Here is a 23,500-nt window from a genome sequence, read left to right as displayed (position 1 = left end):
GATAATTATCTGATTGTCTCTTCAAATGGTCCAGAATATTTAAAATTTGCGTTCTTTCAGGCGTAGTGTTCAGATAAGCTGGTTCCATGCGAAAGCGAATGATCTGAACCACTCGTCAGCAGTTTCTGCTTTGGCGTTTCTAAAATAGTTTGAGAACTGGCAGTTCTGCGTTTTACCTCACGAAAGACACGTTCGGCGCTGTTCCGATTTCCATGTCGCTCGTATCTGAAATCGAGGTCGTGTTTGCGACAGGCTCGCTGAAGTGAAGCTGATCCATCTATGAGAACGGTTGCGTCATCCACGTCGTGTTTGTCACAGAGATCAGTGAAAAACCGATCTGCGAGAGCGTTATTTGTCGTCGGCTCAAGCTGTGTATGGAGCAGATCGTTCGTTTCCGGATCGACAGCAGCGTACAGCCAATATTGTTCATAGTCAAGCCGAATCACAGTCTCATCAACCGCAATGTGATTCGGGCTCCGACCAGATTCCGGCTGTAGATCGGCTTTGTGAACCCAGTTGTGAACGGTGGAGCGCACTCGTCCAACACCGAATACCCCAGGAAACGAAACAGTATTTGAAAACGATAATCCTGCTGAATGAAGCTGAATACTGAGCTTCATCAACAGCCGCGGTGTTGCCTCTCGCTCCACAAAATCTAACTTGATCTCGTCTAAACAGCCGTTGAGGCGGTCGTTTTCGGGCATAGACACTCTGAAGACGCACCGCCTCACTTTTCAATCCTTATCTGAACACCGCGGACATTTCCGGGGGTTGATTGAATGGATAGCAGTCCAACCCTCGTGCTGTCTTGCGGTTTGGTAAGAATCCTGTAGCGCCCATGTTTCTGACGCCGAGCGGAACGAGTAATCAAAACTGGGCCAAAGGATTTGAGCCACGAGAGACGTAGCGCCGAACGGAGCGAGGTGACCGTCTCTCAGAGGCTCACAATCCTGTAGCGCCCATCCGTTTCTCCCGCGAGTTCACCCCTCGGTGGGGAAAACCTCGTGAAGCGTGTGATGGGAATCCCCGAGATCGTTGAGGAGCGATTCGCCCGAGTCGGCGAGTCGAGCCAACGATCGCTCGGCGTCCCGGACGGCCACGAGGCGTCCTCGAGTGTACGCGTATTCCGGGTCGTCCGCGTCGAGGGCTGCGACTGTTTCCTCTAAGTCGACGAGTGCGGCGTCAAGATGTCGTTGGAGTTCCGTTAGGGACTCGGCTGCCGAGAGGGCGGCGATCGGTGTGTCTCCGTCGAGTTTATCACCGATTTCCTGCTCTGCGTGCCGTCGAACCGCGTCGTCCGAGTTTCCGAGGGTGTTCATAAGCCCGAGCCGCAGGGCTTCGATTTCGTCACAACTCATCGTGGATCGAAGTCTGATTGTCGGTCATATTGTCTGGTGAACGAGGTCGCTAACGATTCGGTCCCGCTCGACGGCGGAGACGATTCGATCGGCGTCCTCATCGTCGCAGGTCCCGTACCATACGCCGTCGGGATACTGCGCGACGATCGGGCCGTCGCCGCACTGATCGAAACACGACGATCGCGTGACGTGAACGTCTGCGTCGGCGTCTCGCGCGGCCTGACGGAGTTTTTCCAGAACGGCGGGCGAACCGTCCGCCGCGCACGTCTGGTTCGTACAGACGGCGAGGTGGGTCTCAGGCGCGTCGTGAGCGTGCGGTTCGTCGGCGACGTCGTCGCGATCCTCGTGTGCCTGCTGGTGAGTTAGTGCGCGGAGCATCGCACGCGCTCCTCCTTCGTCTTCCTCGTACCCATCAAGCTCTACTTTGTACTTACACGTGTCACACGACATGTCGACCGAGCCGGTCCGCGCCTCTTGCCACCGGTCCGAAAGAACGTCTAGCAGACGGGTGTCCGTTCCAAGCGGGTCGCCGGCCGCGGCGTCGACGTACGGGTACTCTGCGTCGAACTCAGCTGCCCCCTCGCGGATCCGACCGGTCAGGACGCCGTCGCCGAGCATGTACGGCAGCACGACGATTACATCTGGTCGGGTCTTTGCGACGTCGTGGAGCACCTCGTCGAGGAGCGGTTCGGTGACACCGATGAACCCGGCTTCCACCCGATCAAACGAGCGACCCTCGTACAGCAATCTGGCGAGCTTGTGTACGTCGGCGTTTGAGTCCGGGTCTGAGGAGCCGCGAGCACAGACCACGACGGCGACGTCGTCGTCGTCGCGGTCGACCCCCAACTGTGCCTCCACGTCCCGCGACCGATCGTCGAGGAGGTCGAGTATCGCGGGATGAATGCCGAGGTGCGCGCCCGCATGGAAGGTAACGCCCGGGTGTTCGCTTCGCGCTCGCTTCATGGCGAGCGGGAGGTCGTTTTTGACGTGACTGGCCGCAAACAGCGACAGCGGCACCATCGTTATGCGCGACGAACTGTGCGCAAGCGTGCCGATGGCGTCGGGGATCGACGGTTCCGCGAGTTCGAGGAACGCAGCGTCGGTCGAGACGCCGAGACGATCCTCGAGACCGGCCGCGAGTTCGCGTACTGCCTCGTTCGACTTGTCCCGACGAGAGCCGTGGCCGACGAGCAGTGCTGTCTCTTCGTCGCCGATTCCGACGGCGTCTGCCGTCCGGCTCATGAGTCTCCTCCGTCCGTGTCGATCGGTTCGATAAGGCTTCCCACATCGAGGCCTGTGGCCCGCTCGACGCTTCGGAGCGCCTTTTGACGACGGCTTGTCGCGAACAGCCCGCTGTCGCCTGCGCCCTCGTAGACCCATTCAGCGAACGCGGCCGTGTCGCCGTCAGCGACGCCGAACCAGTATCCGCCCGACGACGACGGTTGCGGTTCTTCGGAGTCGAACCCCGCCACGTCGAGCGATGTCCGGATCCGCTCCAACAGCCGGGCGTCGTCGTGGACGAACGAGATGCCGACCGAGGCGCTCGACTCGCGGAAGCAGACGACGCCGCACGCCTCCAACAACCCGCGAAGCAGCTCTCGACGGTGGTCGCGGAGGGCGTCGAACCGATACCCGCCGGGATCCGATCCCACCGGCAATCCGAGCGCCGCAGCGGCATTCGCGGCCAGCGTCGGGTCGATGATCTGTACCGTGTATTCGTCGGCCTGCCGGGTGACTGCCGTGTCATGTGCGAAGTCGCGCTCAGCGATCCGATGATCGACGGTTCCGCCACCAGAGATCGCGGACAGGCGGCGTGCGGCGTCCTCATCGCTGACTTCGATCTCGATCCCCTGATCGGTCACTCGTCCGCCGCCGGCGACGTGGCCCCAGAAATAGGCAGTCTCCGGGTGACGGGCGAGCATGTCGTCCGGCGTCGTCTCGACGGCGCTCATATCTCGCCCTCGCGTTCCTCGACGCTGATCGCGTCCAGCGGACAGGCCGTCGCGGCTGCCTGTGCCTCGTCGATACGCTCGTCACAGAACGTCGCGGCAGCCTTGTCGGAGGTACGTTCGACCGAGGTCACGGCGTCCGCGGGATCGAAGCCTACGAGCCCCCCGTCGGCCTCGACGAACCGATCGTCGCGGACGAGGCAGGCGAAGACGCCGTCGCAGGCGTTCAGATCGACGGAAACGCGGTACGTCGTCCCGGTGTCGACGTGCTCAGTAGTCATATTTGCTCTCGTAGCCGCGCGGGGTGATCATCCGGCCGTCCCAGACGTACGTCTCCTCGTTGCCGACGAGCAGCGTGGTCGTCATGTCGATGAGGTCGGTCTCGCCGAGCGACTTCAGTTCGCCGAGTTCGACGATTTCGACGGCCTCGTCGTCGCGCCCGGCGCCGTGGACGACACCCACCGGCGTGTCGGCCGGCCGGTGTTCCGAGAGGATCTCGCAGGCCGTCTCGAAGTTCTCGCGTCGCTTCCGGCTCCACGGGTTGTATATCGCGATCGTGAACCCCTCTGCCGCGACCGCGTGGAGTCGCGACTCGATGTCCGCCATCGGCGTGAGGTGGTCCGACAGCGAGATCGACACCGAGTCGTTGACGAGCGGCGCGCCGACGCGAGCGGCACACGACTGCGCGGCCGGGACGCCGGGGACGACTTCGAAGTCGAGCGCCGATGCCGTCGCACCCTTCGACTCGATGATTTCTAAGGCGAGTCCGCCGAGCGCGTACACGTTCGGATCGCCGGAGCCGACGATTGCGACGTCGTTGCCCGCGAGCGCGCGGTCGACCGCTTCTTCGGTCCGAGAGACTTCGCCGCACATCGGCGTGTCGTACAGCTCGTCGGCGGCCTCGGTGACGTCGTCCGGAATCAGGTCGATATACGTTGTGTATCCGACGATGTGTTCCGCCTCCAGTAGTGCCGCCTTAGCACGCTGCGTCATTCCCTCCGGCTGCCCGGGGCCGAGTCCGACGGCGAACAGCCGTCCCGGGTTGGCGTCGAAGTCGTCAGCGGTCGATCCGATCTTCTCGTCCGTCGCCGAAGATTTCGTACTACCACACGAGGAGGTGCCGTTGGAGTCGCTCGCGCCGCACGACGGCGACGACGCGCTAGTGTTTTCCGTCGCCGCTCCCCCGTCGGTGGCCGCGTCGTTCGCTGCGCGGCCACCGTCGATCGCCGTCTCGGGATCGCTGCCGCCGCAGTTCGAGCTCGATTCGTCCGTCGGTCCGCAGGTGGTGTCACTCATTGTCAGAAGTCGTCGACATCTCGCCCGCCACGCGGGGTGACGAGGAACTGGTCGTAGTCGTTCTCCCAGATTTCCGTCTCGTGGGTGCCGACGATCAGGGATGTGCCCATGCCGCCGACCTCGTCGTCGTGGTCGGTCGCCTCGCCCAGTGTCGTCAGCGTGTACGTCTCGTCGTCCAAGTTACGGCCGGCCTCGCCGCGCCCGGCGTCGTTGACGATCGCGACCAGGGCGTCGTCGGTGCGGTGTTCCCGGAGCACCTCGATCGCGCGCTCGTAGTCACGCCAGCAGTTGTAGAGGACGATCGAAAAGTCCGACACCGCCGCAGCGCGAAGCTTCTCTGCGATTTCCTCCCAACCGCGCCACTTGTCCGACAGCGAGATCGTACAGAAGTCGTTCGAGAGCGGCGCGCCGACCATCGCGGCACCGCCGAGCGCGGCCGTCACGCCGGGCACGATCTCGATTGGGACGTCGTCGGCGTCGTCCTCGTCGGCCATCAAATAAACGAGATCAGACTTCCCGTACACGTTGGGATCGCCCCCGGAGACGTGCGCCACGTCTTGTCCGTCTCGGACGCGCTCGAACGCCTCCCGGGCGAGTTCGATCTGCTGGCCCATCGAGGACCGAACGATCTCGACGGTCTCGCCGTCGGGATGGGTGCCGACGTTTCCGACCGTCCAGCCGGCGTGGTCGGTACTGTCGTCGACCGAGCCGACCGCGGCACCGCCGTCCGTGGCGGCGGCATCCTCCGTCCGCGACTCGGGCGGAATGGTGCCGTCCCGCCGGAGGAATTCTTGGTAGAGGTTCGAGGCGATGACGCAGTCGGCGTGGCGTATCACGTCGCGGGCCCGCTGGGTCATCGCGTGCGGGAGTCCCGGACCGATACCGACGACGTACAGCGTTCCCATGCCGTCCGGCGCCTCGTCCGCGCCGCCGGGAGACGAGCCGTTGCCGGTCATCGCCCCACCGCCACGGTCACTTCGTTCTCGTAGCTGGTCTTCTCCGTAACGAGTTCGTGGTCGGCGCCGCCGGCGATGGCGCTCGCCTCGGCGACGCCCGGCCAGCCGATGAGCTCTTTCGCCTTCGACGGCGTCGGTCCCTCGAATTCGAGCAGGGTCTCCTTGTCGAACGCGACGACTCCGACGTCACGCGTCGCGGCCGCGGCGAGAAGGCCTTCCTCATCGGCCTTTCGCGTCCCAGTGGCGACGAACTCGACATCGGCCCAGTCGCGATCGACCTCGGAGAGCGCTCGGTCCCAGGCATCGTGGAATCGGCCTTTATCCGCACCGGAAACCGAGCCCGTACCGAGGACGACCCCATCGTCGAGGTTGCGTTTGAGGACCGTCACGTCGTCGTCGACCAGCACTGCCCGCGGCCCGTCGAGCCGTTCGACCGGGCCGAGTTCGTCGTCGAGGACGGCCAGGTTCGTCGCGACCGTGGAGTCACCGTTGACGACGTGTGCGGACAGCGCCTTCGCTTGCTTCTCGACGCCCTGTTTGTCCGCTGCTTCTGAGGCGGTGGTCATCGCCGGCACGGCGCCGAGCGTCGCGAGGTCATCTGCCACTTGATTGGCGCCGTGGTGACCGCCGGTGATCGGGATCGCCCAAGTAAGCTCCTCGTCGATCACGACGATCGCGGGGTCGTCCCACTTGTCGTCGAGCAACGGCGCGGTCTTCCGCATGGCGATCCCGGAGGCCATCAGTCCGACGAAGCAGTCGTACTCGCCCCAATGCTCGGCGAACACGTCGCCGTGGTACTCGATCACGTCGATCGACTCGTAGCGGTCGCCGATCTCCTCGACGATTTCCTCGGCGGTATCGAGCTTCCGCTCAAAGCTGATGACCGCGATCTCTTCTGCCACTTCGCCGTCCGAATCCGCCGTCGAACAGTGCCCGCCGCCGGAGTCGTCGGTCGCGTCGGTGCTACTCGCGTTCGTTCCGTCGTCGCTGTCGGTGCTCATTAGTCGTCTGCCTCTGTTTCGGTCGTCTCCGCGGCGCCTCCGGCGCTATTCGATCCGTCGCTCCCCGCGTCGGCTGCTCCGCCGTTCGCCCAATCGCCGTAGAGGAACGACCGCTCGTACCCCTCACCCGTCGCAGCCTCGCCGATGAGGACCATCGCGGACGCGCGGTAGCCCGCCGCCTCCACCTTCTCGCCGATGTCGGCGATCGATCCGGTGATCACGTCCTCATCGTCCCACGAGGCGTGATAGACGACCGCGACCGGCGTGTCCGGGTCGACGCCGTCGCGATCGAGCAGGCGGTCCATCGTATCACTCACTGCGTGGGTACCGAGGTAGATACAAGTCGTCACGTCGCCCATCTCGACGAATTCGGCGACGTGGTCGTCCTCGGCGTCAAGCGTCTTCCCTCGTGGACGCGTGAACGCAACGTGGTTCGCGACGCCGTTCAGCGTGAGTTGGGTGCGCAGCGTCGCCGCCGCCGCGAACGACGAGGTGACGCCGGGGACGATATACGCCGGGACGCCCTCGCTTTCCAGCGCGTCGATCTGCTCGATTGCGGCGCCGTACACCGCTGGATCGCCGCTGTGGAGTCTAACGACGGTACGACCGCTCTCGTGGGCGTCCCGCATCAGCGGAATGAGCTCTTCGAGGTCTTTGCCTACGGAGTTCACCAACTCCGCGTCGGCGCAGTGTTCCTCCAAGAGCGCGCTGGAGACTAACGACCCGGCGTGGACGACGAGGTCAGCCTCGTCGACGAGCTCCTTGCCGCGCACGGTGAGGAGCCCGGGGTCGCCTGGGCCGGCACCGATGAACGGAATCCCCTCTTGATCTTCGCCGGGGGTGTACTCGTGGACCCGGGGATCGAGTTCGCCCGCCGTCCGGTCGCCGACGCCGTCTATGGCCGCCTGCGAATCGACCGGACCGTCAGTCATCGCCGACCTCCACGTCGGTGGTCGCGGAGACGCGACCGTTCGTGTCCGCGTCGGCCGCGAACTCGTCGGTCGCCCGCGACGTTTCCAGCCCACGGCGTTTGGCGTACGCGAGCGTGTAGTAGTCGCGGTCCGCCACCGCCTCGGCGTCGTCGGTGATGACCGTTTCGCCCGCGTCCATGAACAGCCGCCGTCCGAACCGCACGTCGTAGCCCGCCCGATCGAGCTTGCGAGCCGTCTCAGGGGCGTTGGTCACTTTGAAAAGGATCATCCTGTCGGGCCCGGTCGGCGCGTGTCCGCCGGCGGCCTCGCGGAGCGCGAGTCCGGCGCCGGCTTCGACCTCGACGTTGAGTGCCGTCGCGAACGCCGTCATCGCGCTGATCCCGGGCACGACCTCCACGTCGATGTCGGGATGGAATGCGTCGAGCGTCCGTCTGAGGTGCCCGAACGTCGAATACACGTTCGGGTCGCCGAGCGTGACGAACGCGGCGTCGCCGGCGCGCGCTTCTGGGGCGATTTCGGCCGCGGCCTCCTTCCACGCCTCGCGCAGCCGCTCTTCGTCGCTCGTCATCGGGAAATCGAGGTCCCCGATCCGGCTCTCCGGGACGTGCTCGGTCGCGACCGCCCGCGAGAGTCGACCCGGAGAATACACCACGTCGACCCCGTCGAGGATCTCCCGTCCGCGAACGGAGATCAGGTCGGGATCGCCGGGGCCGAGCCCCACGCCGTACAGAGTCATGCGACGCCTCCGGCACGGACCCTCCGAGTCATTCGCTATCACCCGGCTTTTCACTAGGTCCTGGCTCTTCGCTGGACCCCGGCTCGCCGACGAGCATGTACACAGGGTTGTCGGCGTCGAAACTCGTCGCGCCTGCCAGATCGTAGCCGGTCGCCATCTGGAGGCACAACACTTCATCGAGGAGGTCGCGGTCGCGGAAGGCTCGGGCCGCTTCACCTGCGACTTCGAGCCGAGACACGTTCATCACGATCCGGTCGTAGCCGGCGGCGACGGCGTCGTCGAGAACTCGCTCGTAGTTTCGTGATCCCCCGAGGAAAACCACGTCACCGTCGTCGGGAAGTCTTTCCGGCGCCTCGGCGTTCACGAGCCGCACGTCGGCGCCGTACTCGTTGGCGTCGAGGTTCGCTCGGGTCGCTTCAAGCCGTTCCGATTTCCGTTCGAGCGCCGTTACCCGCCCCGCTCGGCGGGCGGCTTCGATCGTTACAGCGCCGGTACAGGAGCCGACCTCGACGAAGTGGTCGTCGCGACCGAGCGCGAGCTTCCGCGCCAACACCGCCCGGACCTCCGGCTTGGTCGGTCCCGCTTTCGCGTCGTTCGGAAGGTTTGTCGCCTGCATTCACGCTACACAAGTGAATAACACCACAAAACAATTTTGGTTGTTTTTACTAAAGTTGGCTTTACAAAGGCACCCTCGAGCGGCTCGATCAGAGCAAATACGCTGTGAAACAGACAACAAGACTTTGTTTGTGGCAGGAAAATGTCCGGTAATGGCCGACGCCGACGGCGAGAACTCACCAGACGTCCTCGAAAACAAACGGAGCGCGACCCGGTATCAGATACTCGTTGAGATCGCGGCCCGCCAGCCGGCCGTGAGCCAGAACGAGATCGCGGACACGATCGGTGTGACCTCTCAGGCGGTCAGCGACTACGTCCGCGACCTCGTCGAGTCGGGGTACGTCGAAAAGAGGGGTCGCGGTCGGTACGAGGTGACGAAGGAGGGCTCGACTGGCTCATCTCTCGGACGGACGATCTGGAGACGTATCTCGAACGGGTAAATTCCGATGTGCTCGGGAGCGTCGAAGTCGATGCCGCGATCGCATTAGACGACGTGGACGAAGGGATCGAGGTCGGAATCGTGATGCGCGACGGCATCTTACACGCCAACCCCGCCGGCGGGACCGCGACCGCAGTCACCGTCACGAGCGGCAAAAAAGGCGAGGCCGTCGGCGTCGCCGACTTCGAGGGCGTCGTCGACTACGACGCGGGAACCGTCTCGGTGCTGCCTGTCCCGACCGTCACCGACGCTGACCGGCCGAATTCGGACGTCGTCTCGACGCGCGTCCCGGAGGAGGGACTCGTCGCGGTCGCCGGAACGGAGGCGTACGCGCTCGTCTCTCAGAGCGACGTCGCTCCGGACATTCGGTTCGGAACCGCAGAGGGCGTCACCGAGGCGGGGATGCTCGGCCTCGACGTGCTTCTGGTGGCGGTGACCGACGAGATCCCGCGCCACACCTCTAAGCTCCGAGATCAGAACGTCCCCCACCGAGTGCTCGATTCGGACGCGTTCTAGCCCCTCAGGCTATTCAACCGGTCGTCGTAGGTTCCGTCGCGGTGGGATCGTCTCCAGTAGCCTCGAACATTCCTGCCATGAGGCTCGGCACGTCGTCTACCGCTACTTCTGCGAACCACTCGTCGTGCGGTTGGACGACGACAGCGACGCCGTCCTCGCTACACATCCCGAGACAGGAGGTCTCCGCGACGGCGACCTCCGACCAGTAGCGGTCGCGTTCGCGGAGCCAGTTTCGGATAGCGTCGGCGACCCCGTTGCCATCGACGGCGGCGCAGGCGGCGTGTTCCGTCCGGTCGTTGGTACAGACGAGGACGGTCGCGCTCACCCCGCGCTCGCGCATCTGCTCCGTTCGTCGTTCCATCAGTCGCCTCCCCTCGCTGTCGCCATCGGCGCGTTCGTGCCACGGCGATCGACGCGTCGGTCGAAACGGCGGAAGACGACGGCGATTAGCGCCCACAGGCCGGCCTGCGAGAGGCCGACGAGCCATCGGAACGCGGCCGATAGCCCGGTAGGAGCGCCGCCGCTGGTCAGCGTCGGCGGAGCGACGACCGAGAGAAGGCCGAGCGCTACCAGCGGAAGTAACGCGACGAAGACGCCGCTACTACGACCACGTGTGCGGGCCGTGCGGACGTACCCGAGGATGCTTGTCGCCGCGACGAGACCGCCAACAACGATCAGACCGAGGTAGAGCGGAACGCGAAGCGACGATCCGTACAGCGGTTCCATGCCCGGCGTGGCCGGCGGAAGCACCGTCCAGGGGGCGACGGAGACCGTCAGGAATCCGGCTCCCGCGAGGACGTACGGCTTCAGTGTTCCGCCGGGAAGTCCCGGTTCAAATAGATGGTACGCGACGCCGAACGCGGCACCCAGCAGGATTCCCCACAGGACGCCGCCCCCGGCGCTGATAACCGCTGTGGTGGTTTCACCAACGGCGGGTGCCACCTTGTGTCCGTGGTCGCCGCCGTGAGACGCGAGGTGCTCCAAGTGGCGGACGACCGGCGAGACGACCAGCCACGTGAACAGCCCGTATGCCAGGCCGACGAGGGCTCCGGCTGTAACGCCCGATCGAAGCCGATCGATCATTAGTGGCAGACGATCCCGGCCCCGTGTCTGAAGTCGTGTAACGCCTCGTGGACGAGTGGTTCCTGTAAGAATGCGAGCGTAAAGCCCAGCGCTGCGACGAGCGCCAGAGCGGTAAGCGCGGTTACCGGATCGATCTGTGCCCCGGCCGTTGCGAACCGGTCGGCGACGGTGTCGGTGTTTGTCGACATAAATCCAACTTGGAAAAAGTAAAGTCAGATTGTAAAACTTACGCTCCACAGAAACCTTACTCGTCTCCAAGCACCGCGTCCGCTGAGAGCGCGGCGAGCGGGGTCCGCCTCGCGTCTGTCGTCTCGCACACGATGTCGAGGACGCCGGCCCTCGACTCGCCCGCGTCGACGACGAGAACGGACGCGTCCGTTTCCGCGACCCGTTCGGCCGCCTGACGGGTCGCAGCCGTTGGACTGCCCTTCGCGACGTTCGCGCGACCGTCAGAAACGAGCACGACCGTCGCCGCGGCCGACCCTTTCCGTTCGATAAGCGTCGCGGCTTTATTCAGTCCGTCCGGAAGCGGCGTCCGATCCGCCGTCGGGAGCTCTTTCAGTTGACGCGCGGCCAGCGTTACGCTCGTCGTCGGCGGGAGGAGTACCTCGGCTCCGTCGCCGCCGAACGAGACTAACGCCACCTCGTCCCGCTCGGTGTACGCGTCTCGTAACAGTTCTAAGGCCACGCCCTTGGCCGCGCGCATCGCGGGGGCCATCGACGCGCTGGCGTCAGTGACGAACACCGTGAGGGTGTCGGCGTCGTCCGCTCGAACCGCCCGTCGGAGGTCGGTATCGGCCGGTCGCGATCGGCCGTTCTGCGCGGCCGCCCGCACGGTTGATACCGGGTCAACTGACTCCGTCTCCTCTGCGCGTTCCGTTCGCACTGTCGGCCCGCGACCCTCGGGAGACGGCGCCGCCGCGTGTCGGCCGTCACCCTCACCCGTCGCGTCACTGCGACTCGTGGGTGACGGGACCTCCGGTGCCGCTGCGTCGGCTACTCCCGCGCGAGCGCGTCCTGGAGGGATCGGTGCGGCCTCGTCGTCACCGTCGGAATCAGGCGCCTCCTCGTCCGCTCCGTCGCCGCGGTCCGCAGCCGCCGCGTTGCTCGGCGGTCGTTCGGTGTCGTCGGCGTCTTCCGATCTGGAGCCATCGGGAGCGCCGGACCGATCGCGGTCGGGTCCGTCGGTACCACGGTCGTCGGAGTTTCCTCCTCCGTTCGTGTCTGAGCGACTCTCCCCACCGACCGACTCTCCGTCGGCACCGGACCCTTGATCCGGGTCGCTCCCGTCCGGATCGGGATCCTCGGTATCCGTCCCGTCACCGTCCCCAAGCGGGTCGGTGTCGGCCTCCGGATCGCGGTCGCCCTCGGCAGTGTCGTCGCCGAAGTGATCGTCCACCACCTCTTCCGGGTCGACCGGCTCCTCGAACGGACGGCTCTGTAATCGATGACTCAAGCCGTACTCGGCGGCGTCAGCCACGTCCGACTCGATGACCTTCGGTCGTCCGTCGAGCGCGGCGAACGCCCGGGCGGCCCGAGCGATGGCGAAATCGGCGCGGTGGCCGTCGACGTCCGCGTCCCGGCAGAGCTCGGCGATGTCGCGCTTGAACTCCTCGGGAATCGCGGGTCGGCGGTCGCGGGCGTTGTGAACGCGCTCTCGGAGGGCCGCCGTCTCCGCTTCGAACTCCGCGCGGAGGTCTTGGCCGCCGTCGTCGTCGACGACTCGGTCCAGAATCTCGACGCGCTCGTCGATCTCGTCGCTTCCCGTGACGTTGACGCAGAGGTCGAAACGGTCGCGCAGCTGGGGTCGAAGCTCACCCTCCTCCGGATTCATAGTCCCGATCAGCGTGAACTCGGCGGGGTGGGCGACGCTGACACCGTCGCGCTCCACGTGGTTCGTTCCCATCGCGGCAGCGTCCAGCAGCACGTCGATCAGATGGTCCGGAAGCAGGTTGACCTCGTCGACGTAGAGGACGCCGCGGTTGGCGCGGGCAAGTAGTCCCGGGTCGAACTCGGCGTCGCCGTCGAGCGCGTCGGAGACGGAGAGCGTCCCGACCACTCGGTCGCGGGTCGCACCGAGCGGGAGCGTCACGAGCGGAGCCGGTCTCGTTTCCACCGGCGGATCCTCGCGATCGCGGCACGAGGCACACTGGTCGCTGCCGGAATAGTCGTCCGTGGTACCGGTTGCGTTTGTCGGTGGACAACCGTACGGGCAATCGGCGACGACTGTCTGTTCGGGTAATAGGTCTGCGAGCGCCCTGACGGACGTCGATTTGGCAGTCCCCTTTTCCCCCCTGAGGAGGGCACCGCTGAGACCTGGTTCGACCGCTAACGCGAGAAGAACCCGTTTGAGATCCGCTTGGCCGACGACCGCCGGCAGGGGGGTGGAAACTTTTTTGTTTGTCCCCAAATCAACCATACTTGTGTTATTACAGAGGAGGTTTAATAACTTGTGACAAAAATCGGCCTCTACACGGCGACGGAGAACGAGCTGGGAGCGGTCCAGACGGCGGCGGAGCAGCTCACGGGAATCGATCTCGTCGTTCGGTCCGACAGCGACCTCGACGAGCAACGCGACGTGGCGTCGTTCGTGGACGAGCTCAGAGACGCGACCGCGGTCGTCCTCTGGCTCCACGGCGGGCAAGACAGCATGCCGGCATACGAGTTCGCGGTCGATGAGCTCCGAGACGCCGGGGTGCCGCTCGTGGTGAAAGCGACGGGCGACGCCTTCGCGCTGCAGGACACCACGGTCGCCTCGCCCGACCGGGCGACGCTCTCCGAGTACCTCGACTACGGTGGGACAGTTAACATCGCGAACGGGATGCGGTTCCTCGCTCGGGAGTACGGCGACGAAACGGTCGAGGGAGGGATCGACGACCCGATAGAACTTCCGACAGAGGGCGTATACCATCCTGATTACCCCGGTGTAGACTACGATGAACTGATCGCGACATTTGACTCGGACGCGCCGACGGTCGGCGTCTGGTTCTACGAGTCGCACTGGACGCACGAGAACGTCCGATACGTCGACGCGCAGCTCCGCCGATTGGAAGCGCTCGGCGCGAACGTGTTGCCCGTGTTCTGTAATCCCGTTAGCGACGAGCCAAATCAAGAGGACGCGAAGTGGACCGCCGAGCACTATTTCACCGACGATGGAGACGACCCGGTCATCGACGCTGTGCTCTCATCGTTCATGTTCTCACTGTCGATGAGCGAACGCGGGCGCGACGCCGCTGACGAGGGTGCCGACGCGGAGAGCGTGTTCCTTGACAACCTCGGTGTCCCCGTGATCCAAACCGTAACCACAATGCGCTCGCGCTCCCGGTACGAGTCGAGCGATACCGGCGTGATGGGCTTCGAGCTCGCGCTCTCGGTCGCGCTCCCCGAATTTGATGGGAACGTCATCACACACCCGATCTCGGGGAAAGAGCGCACTGACGATGCCGCAGGCATCGGCTCCGCACCCAAACAGCACTTCCCGATCGAAGATCGCGTCGACCACGCTGCGCGGCTTGCGGTCAACTGGGCGAAGCTCCGGCACACGCCGAATAGGGACAAGAAGGTCGCGGTCGTGCTACACAACTACCCGCCGAGCGACGACGGGATCGGGACTGCGTTCGGACTCGATTCACCCGAATCGACCGTCAACCTGCTAGAGGAGCTGAACGGTCGCGGCTACGACCTCGGGTCGAAAGGCACGGACGAGAGGGGAGACACCCCGATCGCCGACGAGGAGGAACTCATCAACGCGCTCACGAGCCAGCTCACGCTCGACGACCGATGGGTCGCGCCGGGAGACGTGCGCGACCGCAGCGTCGACACCGTGTCGCCCGCACAGTACGCTGAGTGGTTCGACGCGGCGAGCGACCGGTTCCGCGACGGCGTCCTCGACGAGTGGGGCGAGTCGCCCGATCGGCCCTTCGCGATCCCCGGCGTCGAGTTCGGCAACGTCCTCGTCACGGTCCAACCCCCGCGCGGGTTCGGGATGGACCCGGAGAAGGTGTACCACGACTCCGACCTCTGGCCCCCGCACGACTACGTCGCCTTCTACGGGTGGCTCCGGAACGAGTTCGACGCCGACGCCGTCGTCCACCTCGGCACGCACGGCTCGCTGGAGTGGCTGCCGGGCAAGACGGTCGGGCTTGGCTCCGGCTCCGCGCCGGACGGCCTGATCGACGACCTCCCGAACGTCTACCCGTACATCGTGAACAACCCCGGCGAGGGGACGCAGGCGAAGCGCCGCTCGTACGCTGCCGTTGTGGACTACCTAACCCCGGTGATGCGTCGCGCCGGGAGCTACGACGAGCTGGCCGAGTTGGAAGACCTCGCCCGCCGGTACCGCGAGGCAGGCGGCACCGAGGTCCGTACCGACGAGGGCGCCCGACTCGGCGACCTCATCCGCGAGACGGTCGACGATCTCGACCTCGCCGTCGAACTCGGGATCGCCGGCGAAGTCGACGAGCAAGCAGATGTCCGCGGGCCGGACGAGGCCGGCACGACGCTCGCGGACGGCGAGGTCGCGGGCGACAAGGTCTCCGTCGAGGAGCTCGTCGAGCGGGTCCACGCGTACCTGACCGACGTGAAGAACACCCAGATCCGGCTGGGCCTTCACACGATGGGCGAGCCGCCGGTCGACGACCGCCTCGTGGAGTACCTCGTCGCGCTCACCCGGCTGGAGAACCCTGGCGGACCGAGCCTCCGCGAGTCGGTCGCCGGCGTGCTCGGCGTCGATTACGAGCGGATGCTCGACGCCCCGGGCGAGTACGACGAGACGCTGGGCATGACCTACAGTGAGGCCGCAGACGAGGTGTACGAGACCAGCAAGGAGCTCGTCCGGACGCTGGCCGCCCACGACTTCGACGTGCCCGAGTCGGAATCAGACGCCGGCGCGGACGACGGGACGACGATCAATCTGCTGATCGTCGGTATCGACCCGCTTGGCGACGCCCGCGTTCAGGGGGGTGCCCACGACGATCTCCGGGACGCGCTCCGGTTCATCGCCGAGAAAGCCGCGCCTCGCGTTCGCGGTGCCGAAGCGGAGATCCCGCGCACGGCCGACGCGCTGGCCGGCGAGTACGTTCCGTCGGGCGGCTCCGGGGCGCCCACTCGCGGGGGCGTCGACCTGCTTCCCACCGGCCGGAACTTCTACACCCTCGACCCGCGGAAGGTGCCCGCCAAGGCCGCATGGGATGTCGGTCACGAGATCGCCGCCGACACGCTCACCCGCCACCGCGACGAGGAGGGCGAGTACCCCGAGGAGATCGGCGTCGTGGCGTGGGGGACGCCGACCGTCCGGACCCGAGGCGAGACGATCGCGCAGGTGCTGGCGACGATGGGGGTCAAACCAGTCTGGACCGACGCGGGGCGGATCGACGACGTGGAGCCGATCCCGCTCGACGAGTTAGACCGCCCCCGCGTCGACGCCACAACCCGCGTCTCCGGCCTGTTCAGGGACGCGTTCCCGCAGGCCGCAAGCGTGATCCACGACGCGGTCGACGCGGTGGTCGCCCTGGACGAGCCGCACGAGATGAACTACGTGAAAAAGCACGTCGAGGAGGAGGCCGAGGAACTCGCCGCCGACGGCCACGACGATCCCGAGACGGCCGCGAAACACCGCGTGTTCACGACGCGTCCAGGCGGCTACGGCGCGGGAACCAACAAGGCCGTCGACGAGGGGAACTGGGACGACGCCGCGGACCTAGCCGAGGTGTACGTCCAGTGGGGCGGCTACGCGCTCGGCTCTCGCGGCACCGCCTCCGCGGCACACGACGCGTTCGAGCGTCGGCTCGGCAACGTCGAGGCGACGGTGAAGATCGAGGACACGATGGAGCAGGACGAGTTCGACTCCTCGGACTGGTACGCGTTCCACGGCGGGTTCATCACCGCCGTCACCGAGGTGGCCGGCGAGGAACCGGCGTCGTACGTGGGCGACTCCTCTGACCCCGACAACGTCGATGTCTACACGAACGAGGAGAAAGTCCGGAAGGCCATGCGCGCGCGGGTTCTCAACCCCGACTGGCTCGACTCGATGGAGGATCACGGCTACAAAGGCGCCGGCGACCTCTCGAAGACGGTCGACGTGGCGCTCGGGTGGGACGCGACGACCGGCGTCGTCTCCGACCGCCTCTGGCGGGACGTCGCCGAGAAGTACGCCCTCGACGACGACCGGGCCGACTGGATGCGGGACGTCAACCCGTGGGCGCTGGAGTCGATCACGGACACGCTCTTAGAGGTGATCGAGCGCGGGCTCTGGGACGCCGACGCCGAGACGGTCGATGAACTTCGGGACCGCAACCTCAGCGTCGACGGCGACATTGAGGAGCGCGCCTCGCGCGACCCGACGGAGGTGACCGCCGATGACGACTGATGGCGGAGCGGAGGGGGGCGGCGACGGGACCGCCGCCTACGCCGACCTCGGCGCGACGACCGAGGATGCGATGGAAATCGCCGAGACGAGCATGGACCGCGTCCACGAGTTAGTCCCACAGGAGACGCCGACAGACCGCCTACGTGCGAAGGCCGTCCACGCCACCGGCGACCCCGAATTCGCGCACCTGATGCGGTTCGCGAACGACCCGGTCGCAGTCGGCGCGGAGGCCGTGCTCGACGAGCGACCGATCGTGACCGACATCACGATGGTCAAGTCGGGAATCACGGGACGCGGCCACGACTGCGAAGTCAGGAAGGCGATCGGGAACGGCGCGGAACTCGCGGCGGAGACCGGGATGACCCGGACCGCGGCGAGCGTGCTCGAACTCGACGAACGCGGCGTCTACGACGACGCGATAGCCGTCGTCGGCAACGCGCCGACCGCTGCGCTCGCGCTCGCCGACTGCATCGAACAGGGGACGCGGCCGGCGGTCGTCGTCGCGACGCCGGTCGGGTTCGTGAAGGCCGCCGAGAGCCGGGAGCGAGTCCGCGAGGTGGCAGCGGAACACGGCGTCGCCGCGGTCACGAACGTCGGTCGACGCGGCGGGTCCGGGGTGGCCGCCGGGCTTACGAACGAGCTCGTCCACGCCGCCAGCGACGTCCGAAACGGCGAGACGACGCTCGACGCACTTCGAGAGGAGAGCCCGTGACGGACGAGTACGACCTCGATTCCGGCCCGGACCCGGCGGCGTACGCCGCGGACCGTCCAGAGGACGGGGTGACCGAGTCGGTGATGACCGTCCACGCCGTCGGAATCGGGCCCGGAAACCCAGACTACCTCGTGCCGAGGAGCGAGCGCGCGATCCGGGAGGCAGACGTCGTCGTCGGGTTCGAGACGGTCGTCGAGTTCGTCCGCGATCGCACCGACGCGGAGTGTCTGACGTGCGGGTATCGCGACGAGGCGGACGCGCTGGCGACGTTCGCCGATCGCGTGGCCGGCGGGGAGCGGGGCACTGCGGTCCTGATGGGCGATCCGAACCACTCCGGCTACCAGTTCGTCGGGAAGGTCGGGAGAGCGGTCGACGACGCGACCGGCGGCTCGGTCGACGTGCGCGTCGTCCCGGGGATTTCCTCGCTACAGGTCGCGGCCAGTCGGGCGCGCACGCCGATGGAGAACGCGACCTTCGTCACGCTCCACAAGAGCGGCGACCTCTCCGAGGGCATGGACCGGCTGCGCCGCGACGTCGGGAAGCGTCACCTGCTCGTGTTGCCCCGTCCCTTCGACCGGATGCCCGGCGATGTCGCCGCTGACCTGCTTGAACACGGCGGCGACCCGGACGCGGAGGCGCTCGTCTGCGAGCGACTCACCCACGACGACGAACGCATCACCCGAACGACTCTTCGCGGTCTCGCCGGGCACGCGGGCGGTGACAAACCGGGCGATTCGCCGTTCTCCGACCTATCCGTGCTGGTCGTTCGGCGGTAGCAAAACGAACCGACGGAACCGGGCCGGCTCGCGGTCGGCCCTAGCCAGTTTCAACTGAAGCGGTAACGCGGAGTCCCCTTCCTCAAGAATCGACCGGAGGGATCGAGTAGGGAGGGGAAGAGCGCGTTTGTGTTGGTCGCAAACACCAATTTATGAGTAGCCTATTGATTACATTGAAGACGTGGGAGACGACTACGTACATCGGACGGCAATCACTTGTCTTGAGGTAACGGACGAGCAACGCGACCTTCTCGAAGAGACCATCTCCGAGTGGAAGCGTGGATGCCAACTCGCCACGGACATGGCGTGGGGCAAATACAACGCGAAAAGCGACGTACAGCCCCTCGCATACAACGACGTGCGCGAATGCACCGACCTCGGAAGTCAGCACGCGATTCTCGCCACCCACCAAGCCGCCAAAGCCATCACCGGCTGTATCGAACGGAAGGCGAAAGACAAGAAGGTGAGTAAGCCCACCTTCACCGCACCCACGGTGAAATACGACACCCGGACCATGACGGTATTTGATGATGATACGGTGTCGCTCTCCACCACAGAGAGTCGCGTCCGGTGCGACCTCGCCCTCCCCGACGCCGACAATGGCTACCAACGGCAGTACCTCGACTCCGACAACTGGAGCGTCATGGAAAGCACGCTCACCGTCCGTGACGGCGATTACCTCTTACATATCGGCTTCCGCCGACCCAAGACGGACACAGAACGGAACACCGCCGAGGACGGGACGGTCCTCGGGGTTGACCTCGGCATCGAAAACCTCGCCGTCACAAGCACCGCCTCCTTCTTCAGCGGGCGGGAGTTAACCCACGATCTCCGCGAGTTCGAGAAGGTACGCGCCGGACTCCAACAGACTGGGACGAGGAGTGCCCATCGGACGCTCGAACAATCGAGCGGCCGAGAACTTCGCTACGTCCGCGACGTACTTCACCGAGCGTCGAACGCTATCGTAGACGAAGCACTTCGGTATAAGTGCGACGTGATAGCCTTCGAGAACCTAACCCACATCCGCGACCGCACGGGGGCCTCGTGGGGTCACAGGTGGGCGTTCCGAACACTGTACGAGCAAGTGGAGTACAAGGCTGAAACGGAAGGGATCTCAGTGAAGCAAGTCGGGTCGGCACACACGTCAAAGCGGTGCGCCGAGTGTGGATTCACGGCAGACGAGAATCGCTCGACTCGCACCAATTTCCGGTGCGTGAAGTGTGAGTTGGAAACGAACGCAGACTACAACGTGGCGAAGAACATCGGGATGCGGTATGTCCGCCGGGGCCAACAGTCGTCTCGGCGGACGGGCGACAGTCAACTCGCCCTCAAGTCTGGAACGGTGACGCCAAGTGGCGGATTCACCGCCTACCCGGACAGGTTTGAGGCTGAGCTCACGGACAAGCCCCTCTCCCAACGAGCGAACCCATCAGGGTGAGCGAAGTAGGGTGGGGTTGTTGACGAGAGCAAAGAGGGGAAGCGAGTTAGTTTCGTCCGCTCCCGTCGGTAGCCACGGGTTCAGCGTCGGCAACGAGGTCGGGACTCGGCGTCGAGAGCTTGGAGTTTGCGCGGGCGCGCTCGACCGCGACGGCGATCGCATCGGCGACGACGTCGTCCGCCCCGAATGGGTCGGCGTAGTCGATCCCGCCCCGATGTAACTCGAGCTGTTCGGGAATCCGGTCTCGGGTCGCCTCACCATTTCCGACGAACAGCGGACACGCCACCGCGTGGTCGGCATCGAGCGTGTACCGCGCGCACTCGACGGCCGGACTCTGGAGGAGATACGCGGTTCGGACCTCGTCGAACTCCGCGCGCAGACGGGCCGCATGGGATGCGGCGACGGTCTGCGCGTGGTCGTCGCGGCTGTTCCCGAGGGCGACGAGCAAGAGAGCGTCGGCGTCGCTCGCCGCTTCGGCTTGGCTCCGAATCGCTTCGGTCACCGCTTGACGCCTCCCAATCGGGTCGCAGTATCGCACCTCTCCGGAAAGCCGGTTCAACGCTCTGGGAACGTCTTTCAGCGTCTCGTGGGTGTGTGCGAAACACAGCGGAACCGCGTAGACTCGATCACCACGAACGTCCGATAGACCCTCTCTGAGCTCCGATTCCGGCTCTACCTCGTACGTCGCAGTCGTGACCGTGTCGACGAGACCAGCCTGTCGTAACCGATCGGCGTGCTGCTCCGCGACCGAACGCACCTCGTTCCGCCCGACGAGGACTAGTGTTTCTCGTGGCATGTGTACAAATATTGTTGGTCTACTACAATTGGACTTGATACAGTGGTAACGCGCATCAGGTAAATAACTTATCCACGTGTCTCCGGCAGCGGTCGGATGGGCCGACTCCGCGCACAGGAGATCCCCGGTTTAACTCTCTAATAGAGTAGCAGCGTTTCCACCGAGTCAACACAGCATTCATAGCCGCCCCCAAGGGTGGACGGGTTATCGGAGTGGGCCTCGTTTACACGCCGACAAGCAGTATCGACGCCCCGACTGCAGTCCCCGCCCAGCCCGCGCCGACCCAAGTCAACACGGCGAACGCCTGTCGCGCGCCCTCGCGGCTCCACGCGGATTCGCCTCCGAGATGGCTTTGAACCGCCGACATCGAGTCGCCGAACCCGACCGCGCCGCCCCACGTCGCGACGCCGAAGCCGAACAGCAACACCCCGAGTGCGAACGAGGTATCGGTCGCTCGCCGCGCCTCGACGAACGGGAAGAGCGTGCCCGCGACGACGAGCCCGAGGAAGCTGCCGATGCCGACCCACCACGCGACCGTCCGTCCAGACGGCCGTCCGTCGCGGTCAGTCAACGGTCTCTCGCATCCGGGGGTCGAGCGCGTCGCGCATCCCGTCACCGAGGAGGTTGAATCCGAGCACCGTCAGCGCGAGCAGCAGGCCGGGGAAGAAGGACCACCACCACGCCCCGGAGAACAGCCCGAACTCGACACCGTTCGAAAGCATCATGCCCCACGTCGGTTCCCCTGGACTGGCACCGAAGCCAAGGAACGACAGCGCGGCGATGTCGATGATCGCGAGCCCGTAATTGAGTGTCGACTGGACCGTTATCGGCGCGAGGCAGTTCGGGAGGACGTGACGAACGAGCAGCCGCGGGTCCGTCGCGCCCAGCGCCCGCGTGGCGTCGGTGTACTCGTCTTCGAGCACCTTCAGCGCGGCCCCGCGGACGACGCGGGCGAACCGGGGCGTGTAGACGAGCGTCAGCGCCCCGACGGCCCGCCACAGGCCCAGCTCCTCCGGGAAGATGGTGACGAGCGCGAGCGCTAAGAGTAGCGACGGGAACGACAGCAGGACGTCCATCGTCCGCATGATGACGTTGTCGGTCAGATCACCGTAGTACGCGGCGACGATCCCCAGACTCACCCCGAGGAACGTCGACGCGACGACGGTGACCGTTCCGTAGAGGACCGCGTACCAGGCCCCGTACATCACGCGTGGGAAGATGTCGCGGGCCTGCCCGTCCGTGCCGAAGAGGTACTCCGAGCTGGGCGGGGATTCAGCGGGATTCGTCCCGAACTGGGTCGCCATGAGCTCGCTGAGGTCGTAGGTGATCCGCGCGTAGACCGCGATCAGGACGACGCTCACGATGATGATGATCCCGGTGATCGCGAGTCGGTTCGAGGAGAGCTGCGAGAGGAACGGGCTTGCGCGCAGCCGCTCGACGATGCTTCGGTCGACGGCGCCGGTCTGTGTCTCTGTACTCATTGTTCGATACGTGGATCAAGGACCGAGTAGGTGAGGTCAACGCCCAAGTTAACGAGCGTGTACAATACGGCGAAGACGAGGACGGTACCCTGGACGACGGGGTAGTCGCTACGGTTGATCGCGTCGACGAGCAGCGTACCGATGCCGTTGATCTCGAAGACAGTCTCCGTGAGCACCGCGCCGCCGAGCAGCGATCCGAACTGGATGCCAACTACGGTGATGACGGGAATAAAAGCGTTGCGGAGGCCGTGTTTCATGACGGTGATCTTCGAGCCCTGTCCCTTCGCGCGCGCGGTTCGCATGTAGTCTTGGCGGATCACCTCGACCATCGACGAGCGCATCATCCGCGAGAGCAGCGCCATCTGATAGATCCCGAGCACCACCACCGGCAAGAGGAGGTGAACGACCGCGGACTGGAACGCTGCGACGTTCCCCGCCAATAGCGTGTCGACGAGAATAAGCCCCGTGACCGGTTCGACGAAGTACTCGGAGCCGATTCGACCGCTGGTCGGGAGAAGCCCGAGGAACTGCGCGAAGAGCAGGATGAGCAGCGGACCGCTCCAGTAGATCGGGACGCTGATCCCGCTCAGCGCGCCAATGCGTGTGAGATGATCAGTCCACGTGTCCTGTTTGACCGCGCTGAGAATACCCAGCGGGAGCCCGAACAGGAGGCCGGCGAACTGTCCGAGCAACGCGAGTTCGATCGTGATCGGGAGGCGATCCGCGAGGATCTGGCTCACCGCCGCGCCTCGGTTCACCTGATAAGACTGGCCGAAGTCGAACGTCGCCACCTCGCCGAGGAAGCGAACGTACTGCTGCCAGAGCGGGTCGTCGAGCCCCAAGTCCGAGCGGACCTGATTGACGAACTCCTGGCTCGCTCGGTCGCCGGCGATGACCACGGCGGGATCGCCCGGCGAGAGGTGGAGAATAGCGAAGACCACCGTCGCGACCCCGAACAGCACGGGGAACAGCATGAGCAGCCGTTTGAAGACGAAGCGTTTGGAGACCATTCAGAGAAATGGGCGCGTGGGACGGTCAAAAAGTCTGCG

General features: G+C 65.4%; 22 protein-coding genes and 2 pseudogenes. 5 read left to right on the top strand and 19 right to left on the bottom strand.

Going from position 1 to position 23,500, the window contains the following annotated elements; all coding sequences use genetic code 11:
• Nucleotides 1–69: 69 nt before the first annotated feature.
• The 11 genes and pseudogenes from EXE47_RS15630 to cbiT all read right to left on the bottom strand — a co-directional run bounded on the left by EXE47_RS15630 (nucleotide 70) and on the right by cbiT (nucleotide 8,844).
• Nucleotides 70–704, bottom strand: a pseudogene (locus EXE47_RS15630) (IS6 family transposase).
• A gap of 276 nt (nucleotides 705–980) precedes the next feature.
• Complete coding sequence (locus tag EXE47_RS15625; RefSeq protein WP_049932998.1) at nucleotides 981–1,358, bottom strand: DUF3209 family protein; 378 nt, start codon at nucleotides 1,356–1,358, stop codon at nucleotides 981–983.
• 24 nt (nucleotides 1,359–1,382) lie between these two features.
• Nucleotides 1,383–2,600, bottom strand: a complete 1,218-nt coding sequence (locus EXE47_RS15620) for a CbiX/SirB N-terminal domain-containing protein (RefSeq protein ID WP_049932997.1) — start codon at nucleotides 2,598–2,600, stop codon at nucleotides 1,383–1,385.
• Nucleotides 2,597–3,310 carry a hypothetical protein gene (locus tag EXE47_RS15615; RefSeq protein ID WP_049932996.1) on the bottom strand — a complete coding sequence of 238 codons (714 nt, stop codon included), beginning with the start codon at nucleotides 3,308–3,310 and terminating at the stop codon, nucleotides 2,597–2,599. Before EXE47_RS15615 ends, EXE47_RS15620 begins: the two co-directional genes overlap by 4 nt.
• A complete protein-coding gene (locus EXE47_RS15610) occupies nucleotides 3,307–3,588 on the bottom strand; it encodes a ferredoxin (RefSeq protein ID WP_049932995.1) in 282 nt (93 codons plus the stop codon). The genes EXE47_RS15615 and EXE47_RS15610 overlap by 4 nt, the downstream gene beginning before the upstream one ends.
• Entirely contained in the window at nucleotides 3,578–4,603 is a 1,026-nt protein-coding gene (gene cobJ / locus EXE47_RS15605; RefSeq protein WP_137703841.1) for a precorrin-3B C(17)-methyltransferase, read from the bottom strand. The genes EXE47_RS15610 and cobJ overlap by 11 nt, the downstream gene beginning before the upstream one ends.
• Before the next feature lie 2 nt (nucleotides 4,604–4,605).
• The gene (locus EXE47_RS15600) at nucleotides 4,606–5,559 is read right to left on the bottom strand and encodes a precorrin-3B C(17)-methyltransferase (RefSeq protein ID WP_049932993.1); all 954 of its coding nucleotides are present in this window, start codon (nucleotides 5,557–5,559) and stop codon (nucleotides 4,606–4,608) included.
• Nucleotides 5,556–6,560, bottom strand: coding sequence for a cobalt-precorrin 5A hydrolase (gene cbiG / locus EXE47_RS15595; protein WP_099288838.1), 1,005 nt, complete (start codon nucleotides 6,558–6,560; stop codon nucleotides 5,556–5,558). Before cbiG ends, EXE47_RS15600 begins: the two co-directional genes overlap by 4 nt.
• Nucleotides 6,560–7,492: a cobalt-precorrin-4/precorrin-4 C(11)-methyltransferase gene (locus tag EXE47_RS15590; protein WP_049932991.1), complete on the bottom strand. Its 933-nt coding sequence runs from the start codon at nucleotides 7,490–7,492 to the stop codon at nucleotides 6,560–6,562. The genes cbiG and EXE47_RS15590 overlap by 1 nt, the downstream gene beginning before the upstream one ends.
• Nucleotides 7,485–8,228 (bottom strand): cobalt-factor II C(20)-methyltransferase, encoded by a 744-nt coding sequence (locus EXE47_RS15585; RefSeq protein ID WP_099288840.1) that lies wholly within the window; start codon nucleotides 8,226–8,228, stop codon nucleotides 7,485–7,487. Before EXE47_RS15585 ends, EXE47_RS15590 begins: the two co-directional genes overlap by 8 nt.
• A 28-nt stretch (nucleotides 8,229–8,256) precedes the next feature.
• A complete protein-coding gene (gene cbiT / locus EXE47_RS15580) occupies nucleotides 8,257–8,844 on the bottom strand; it encodes a precorrin-6Y C5,15-methyltransferase (decarboxylating) subunit CbiT (protein WP_094579567.1) in 588 nt (195 codons plus the stop codon).
• A gap of 151 nt (nucleotides 8,845–8,995) precedes the next feature.
• Here cbiT and EXE47_RS15575 point away from each other — a divergent pair.
• A pseudogene (locus EXE47_RS15575) lies at nucleotides 8,996–9,798 on the top strand (MarR family transcriptional regulator).
• 13 nt (nucleotides 9,799–9,811) lie between these two features.
• Here EXE47_RS15575 and EXE47_RS15570 read toward each other — a convergent pair.
• Genes EXE47_RS15570 through EXE47_RS15555 form a run of 4 tightly spaced genes read right to left on the bottom strand, consistent with a single transcriptional unit; the run spans nucleotide 9,812 to nucleotide 13,300 of the window.
• Nucleotides 9,812–10,159 (bottom strand): (2Fe-2S) ferredoxin domain-containing protein, encoded by a 348-nt coding sequence (locus tag EXE47_RS15570; protein WP_049932987.1) that lies wholly within the window; start codon nucleotides 10,157–10,159, stop codon nucleotides 9,812–9,814.
• Complete coding sequence (locus EXE47_RS15565; RefSeq protein ID WP_049932986.1) at nucleotides 10,159–10,881, bottom strand: CbtA family protein; 723 nt, start codon at nucleotides 10,879–10,881, stop codon at nucleotides 10,159–10,161. Before EXE47_RS15565 ends, EXE47_RS15570 begins: the two co-directional genes overlap by 1 nt.
• Entirely contained in the window at nucleotides 10,881–11,069 is a 189-nt protein-coding gene (locus tag EXE47_RS15560; RefSeq protein ID WP_049932985.1) for a CbtB domain-containing protein, read from the bottom strand. Before EXE47_RS15560 ends, EXE47_RS15565 begins: the two co-directional genes overlap by 1 nt.
• A 56-nt stretch (nucleotides 11,070–11,125) precedes the next feature.
• Entirely contained in the window at nucleotides 11,126–13,300 is a 2,175-nt protein-coding gene (locus EXE47_RS15555; protein WP_089309023.1) for a VWA domain-containing protein, read from the bottom strand.
• A 33-nt stretch (nucleotides 13,301–13,333) separates the two neighbouring features.
• Here EXE47_RS15555 and cobN point away from each other — a divergent pair, with 33 nt between their 5' ends.
• From cobN to EXE47_RS15535, 4 genes are all read left to right on the top strand, one after another.
• Entirely contained in the window at nucleotides 13,334–17,248 is a 3,915-nt protein-coding gene (cobN, locus tag EXE47_RS15550) for a cobaltochelatase subunit CobN (RefSeq protein ID WP_137703840.1), read from the top strand.
• Nucleotides 17,238–17,960 (top strand): precorrin-8X methylmutase, encoded by a 723-nt coding sequence (locus EXE47_RS15545; protein WP_049932982.1) that lies wholly within the window; start codon nucleotides 17,238–17,240, stop codon nucleotides 17,958–17,960. Before cobN ends, EXE47_RS15545 begins: the two co-directional genes overlap by 11 nt.
• The gene (locus EXE47_RS15540) at nucleotides 17,957–18,736 is read left to right on the top strand and encodes a cobalt-precorrin-7 (C(5))-methyltransferase (RefSeq protein ID WP_094579574.1); all 780 of its coding nucleotides are present in this window, start codon (nucleotides 17,957–17,959) and stop codon (nucleotides 18,734–18,736) included. The genes EXE47_RS15545 and EXE47_RS15540 overlap by 4 nt, the downstream gene beginning before the upstream one ends.
• 181 nt (nucleotides 18,737–18,917) lie before the next feature.
• Entirely contained in the window at nucleotides 18,918–20,174 is a 1,257-nt protein-coding gene (locus EXE47_RS15535; RefSeq protein ID WP_094579575.1) for an RNA-guided endonuclease TnpB family protein, read from the top strand.
• 46 nt (nucleotides 20,175–20,220) lie between these two features.
• Here the strand turns inward: EXE47_RS15535 and EXE47_RS15530 are convergent, their stop codons facing one another.
• The 4 genes from EXE47_RS15530 to EXE47_RS15515 form a co-directional block, all read right to left on the bottom strand.
• The gene (locus EXE47_RS15530) at nucleotides 20,221–20,931 is read right to left on the bottom strand and encodes a CbiX/SirB N-terminal domain-containing protein (protein ID WP_080508638.1); all 711 of its coding nucleotides are present in this window, start codon (nucleotides 20,929–20,931) and stop codon (nucleotides 20,221–20,223) included.
• Nucleotides 20,932–21,193: 262 nt separating this feature from the next.
• Complete coding sequence (locus tag EXE47_RS15525; protein WP_137703839.1) at nucleotides 21,194–21,541, bottom strand: hypothetical protein; 348 nt, start codon at nucleotides 21,539–21,541, stop codon at nucleotides 21,194–21,196.
• A complete protein-coding gene (locus EXE47_RS15520; RefSeq protein WP_049932978.1) occupies nucleotides 21,534–22,451 on the bottom strand; it encodes an ABC transporter permease in 918 nt (305 codons plus the stop codon). The genes EXE47_RS15525 and EXE47_RS15520 overlap by 8 nt, the downstream gene beginning before the upstream one ends.
• Nucleotides 22,448–23,461 (bottom strand): ABC transporter permease, encoded by a 1,014-nt coding sequence (locus EXE47_RS15515; protein ID WP_049932977.1) that lies wholly within the window; start codon nucleotides 23,459–23,461, stop codon nucleotides 22,448–22,450. The genes EXE47_RS15520 and EXE47_RS15515 overlap by 4 nt, the downstream gene beginning before the upstream one ends.
• Between the last annotated feature and the right edge of the window lie 39 nt (nucleotides 23,462–23,500).

The organism is Halorubrum sp. GN12_10-3_MGM (genome assembly GCF_005435235.1).
GTDB lineage: Archaea > Halobacteriota > Halobacteria > Halobacteriales > Haloferacaceae > Halorubrum > Halorubrum ezzemoulense.
The sequence above is the reverse complement of the archived record's forward strand: the minus strand, read 5'-3'. Positions and strand labels throughout refer to the sequence as shown.

Coding starts and splice junctions, on each gene's coding strand:
- EXE47_RS15625 (WP_049932998.1), bottom strand. CDS start 1,358: ATGAGTTGTGACGAAATCGAAGCCCTGCGGCTCGGGCTTATGAACACC.
- EXE47_RS15620 (WP_049932997.1), bottom strand. CDS start 2,600: ATGAGCCGGACGGCAGACGCCGTCGGAATCGGCGACGAAGAGACAGCA.
- EXE47_RS15615 (WP_049932996.1), bottom strand. CDS start 3,310: ATGAGCGCCGTCGAGACGACGCCGGACGACATGCTCGCCCGTCACCCG.
- EXE47_RS15610 (WP_049932995.1), bottom strand. CDS start 3,588: ATGACTACTGAGCACGTCGACACCGGGACGACGTACCGCGTTTCCGTC.
- cobJ (WP_137703841.1), bottom strand. CDS start 4,603: ATGAGTGACACCACCTGCGGACCGACGGACGAATCGAGCTCGAACTGC.
- EXE47_RS15600 (WP_049932993.1), bottom strand. CDS start 5,559: ATGACCGGCAACGGCTCGTCTCCCGGCGGCGCGGACGAGGCGCCGGAC.
- cbiG (WP_099288838.1), bottom strand. CDS start 6,560: ATGAGCACCGACAGCGACGACGGAACGAACGCGAGTAGCACCGACGCG.
- EXE47_RS15590 (WP_049932991.1), bottom strand. CDS start 7,492: ATGACTGACGGTCCGGTCGATTCGCAGGCGGCCATAGACGGCGTCGGC.
- EXE47_RS15585 (WP_099288840.1), bottom strand. CDS start 8,228: ATGACTCTGTACGGCGTGGGGCTCGGCCCCGGCGATCCCGACCTGATC.
- cbiT (WP_094579567.1), bottom strand. CDS start 8,844: ATGCAGGCGACAAACCTTCCGAACGACGCGAAAGCGGGACCGACCAAG.
- EXE47_RS15570 (WP_049932987.1), bottom strand. CDS start 10,159: ATGGAACGACGAACGGAGCAGATGCGCGAGCGCGGGGTGAGCGCGACC.
- EXE47_RS15565 (WP_049932986.1), bottom strand. CDS start 10,881: ATGATCGATCGGCTTCGATCGGGCGTTACAGCCGGAGCCCTCGTCGGC.
- EXE47_RS15560 (WP_049932985.1), bottom strand. CDS start 11,069: ATGTCGACAAACACCGACACCGTCGCCGACCGGTTCGCAACGGCCGGG.
- EXE47_RS15555 (WP_089309023.1), bottom strand. CDS start 13,300: ATGGTTGATTTGGGGACAAACAAAAAAGTTTCCACCCCCCTGCCGGCG.
- EXE47_RS15545 (WP_049932982.1), top strand. CDS start 17,238: ATGACGACTGATGGCGGAGCGGAGGGGGGCGGCGACGGGACCGCCGCC.
- EXE47_RS15520 (WP_049932978.1), bottom strand. CDS start 22,451: ATGAGTACAGAGACACAGACCGGCGCCGTCGACCGAAGCATCGTCGAG.
- EXE47_RS15515 (WP_049932977.1), bottom strand. CDS start 23,461: ATGGTCTCCAAACGCTTCGTCTTCAAACGGCTGCTCATGCTGTTCCCC.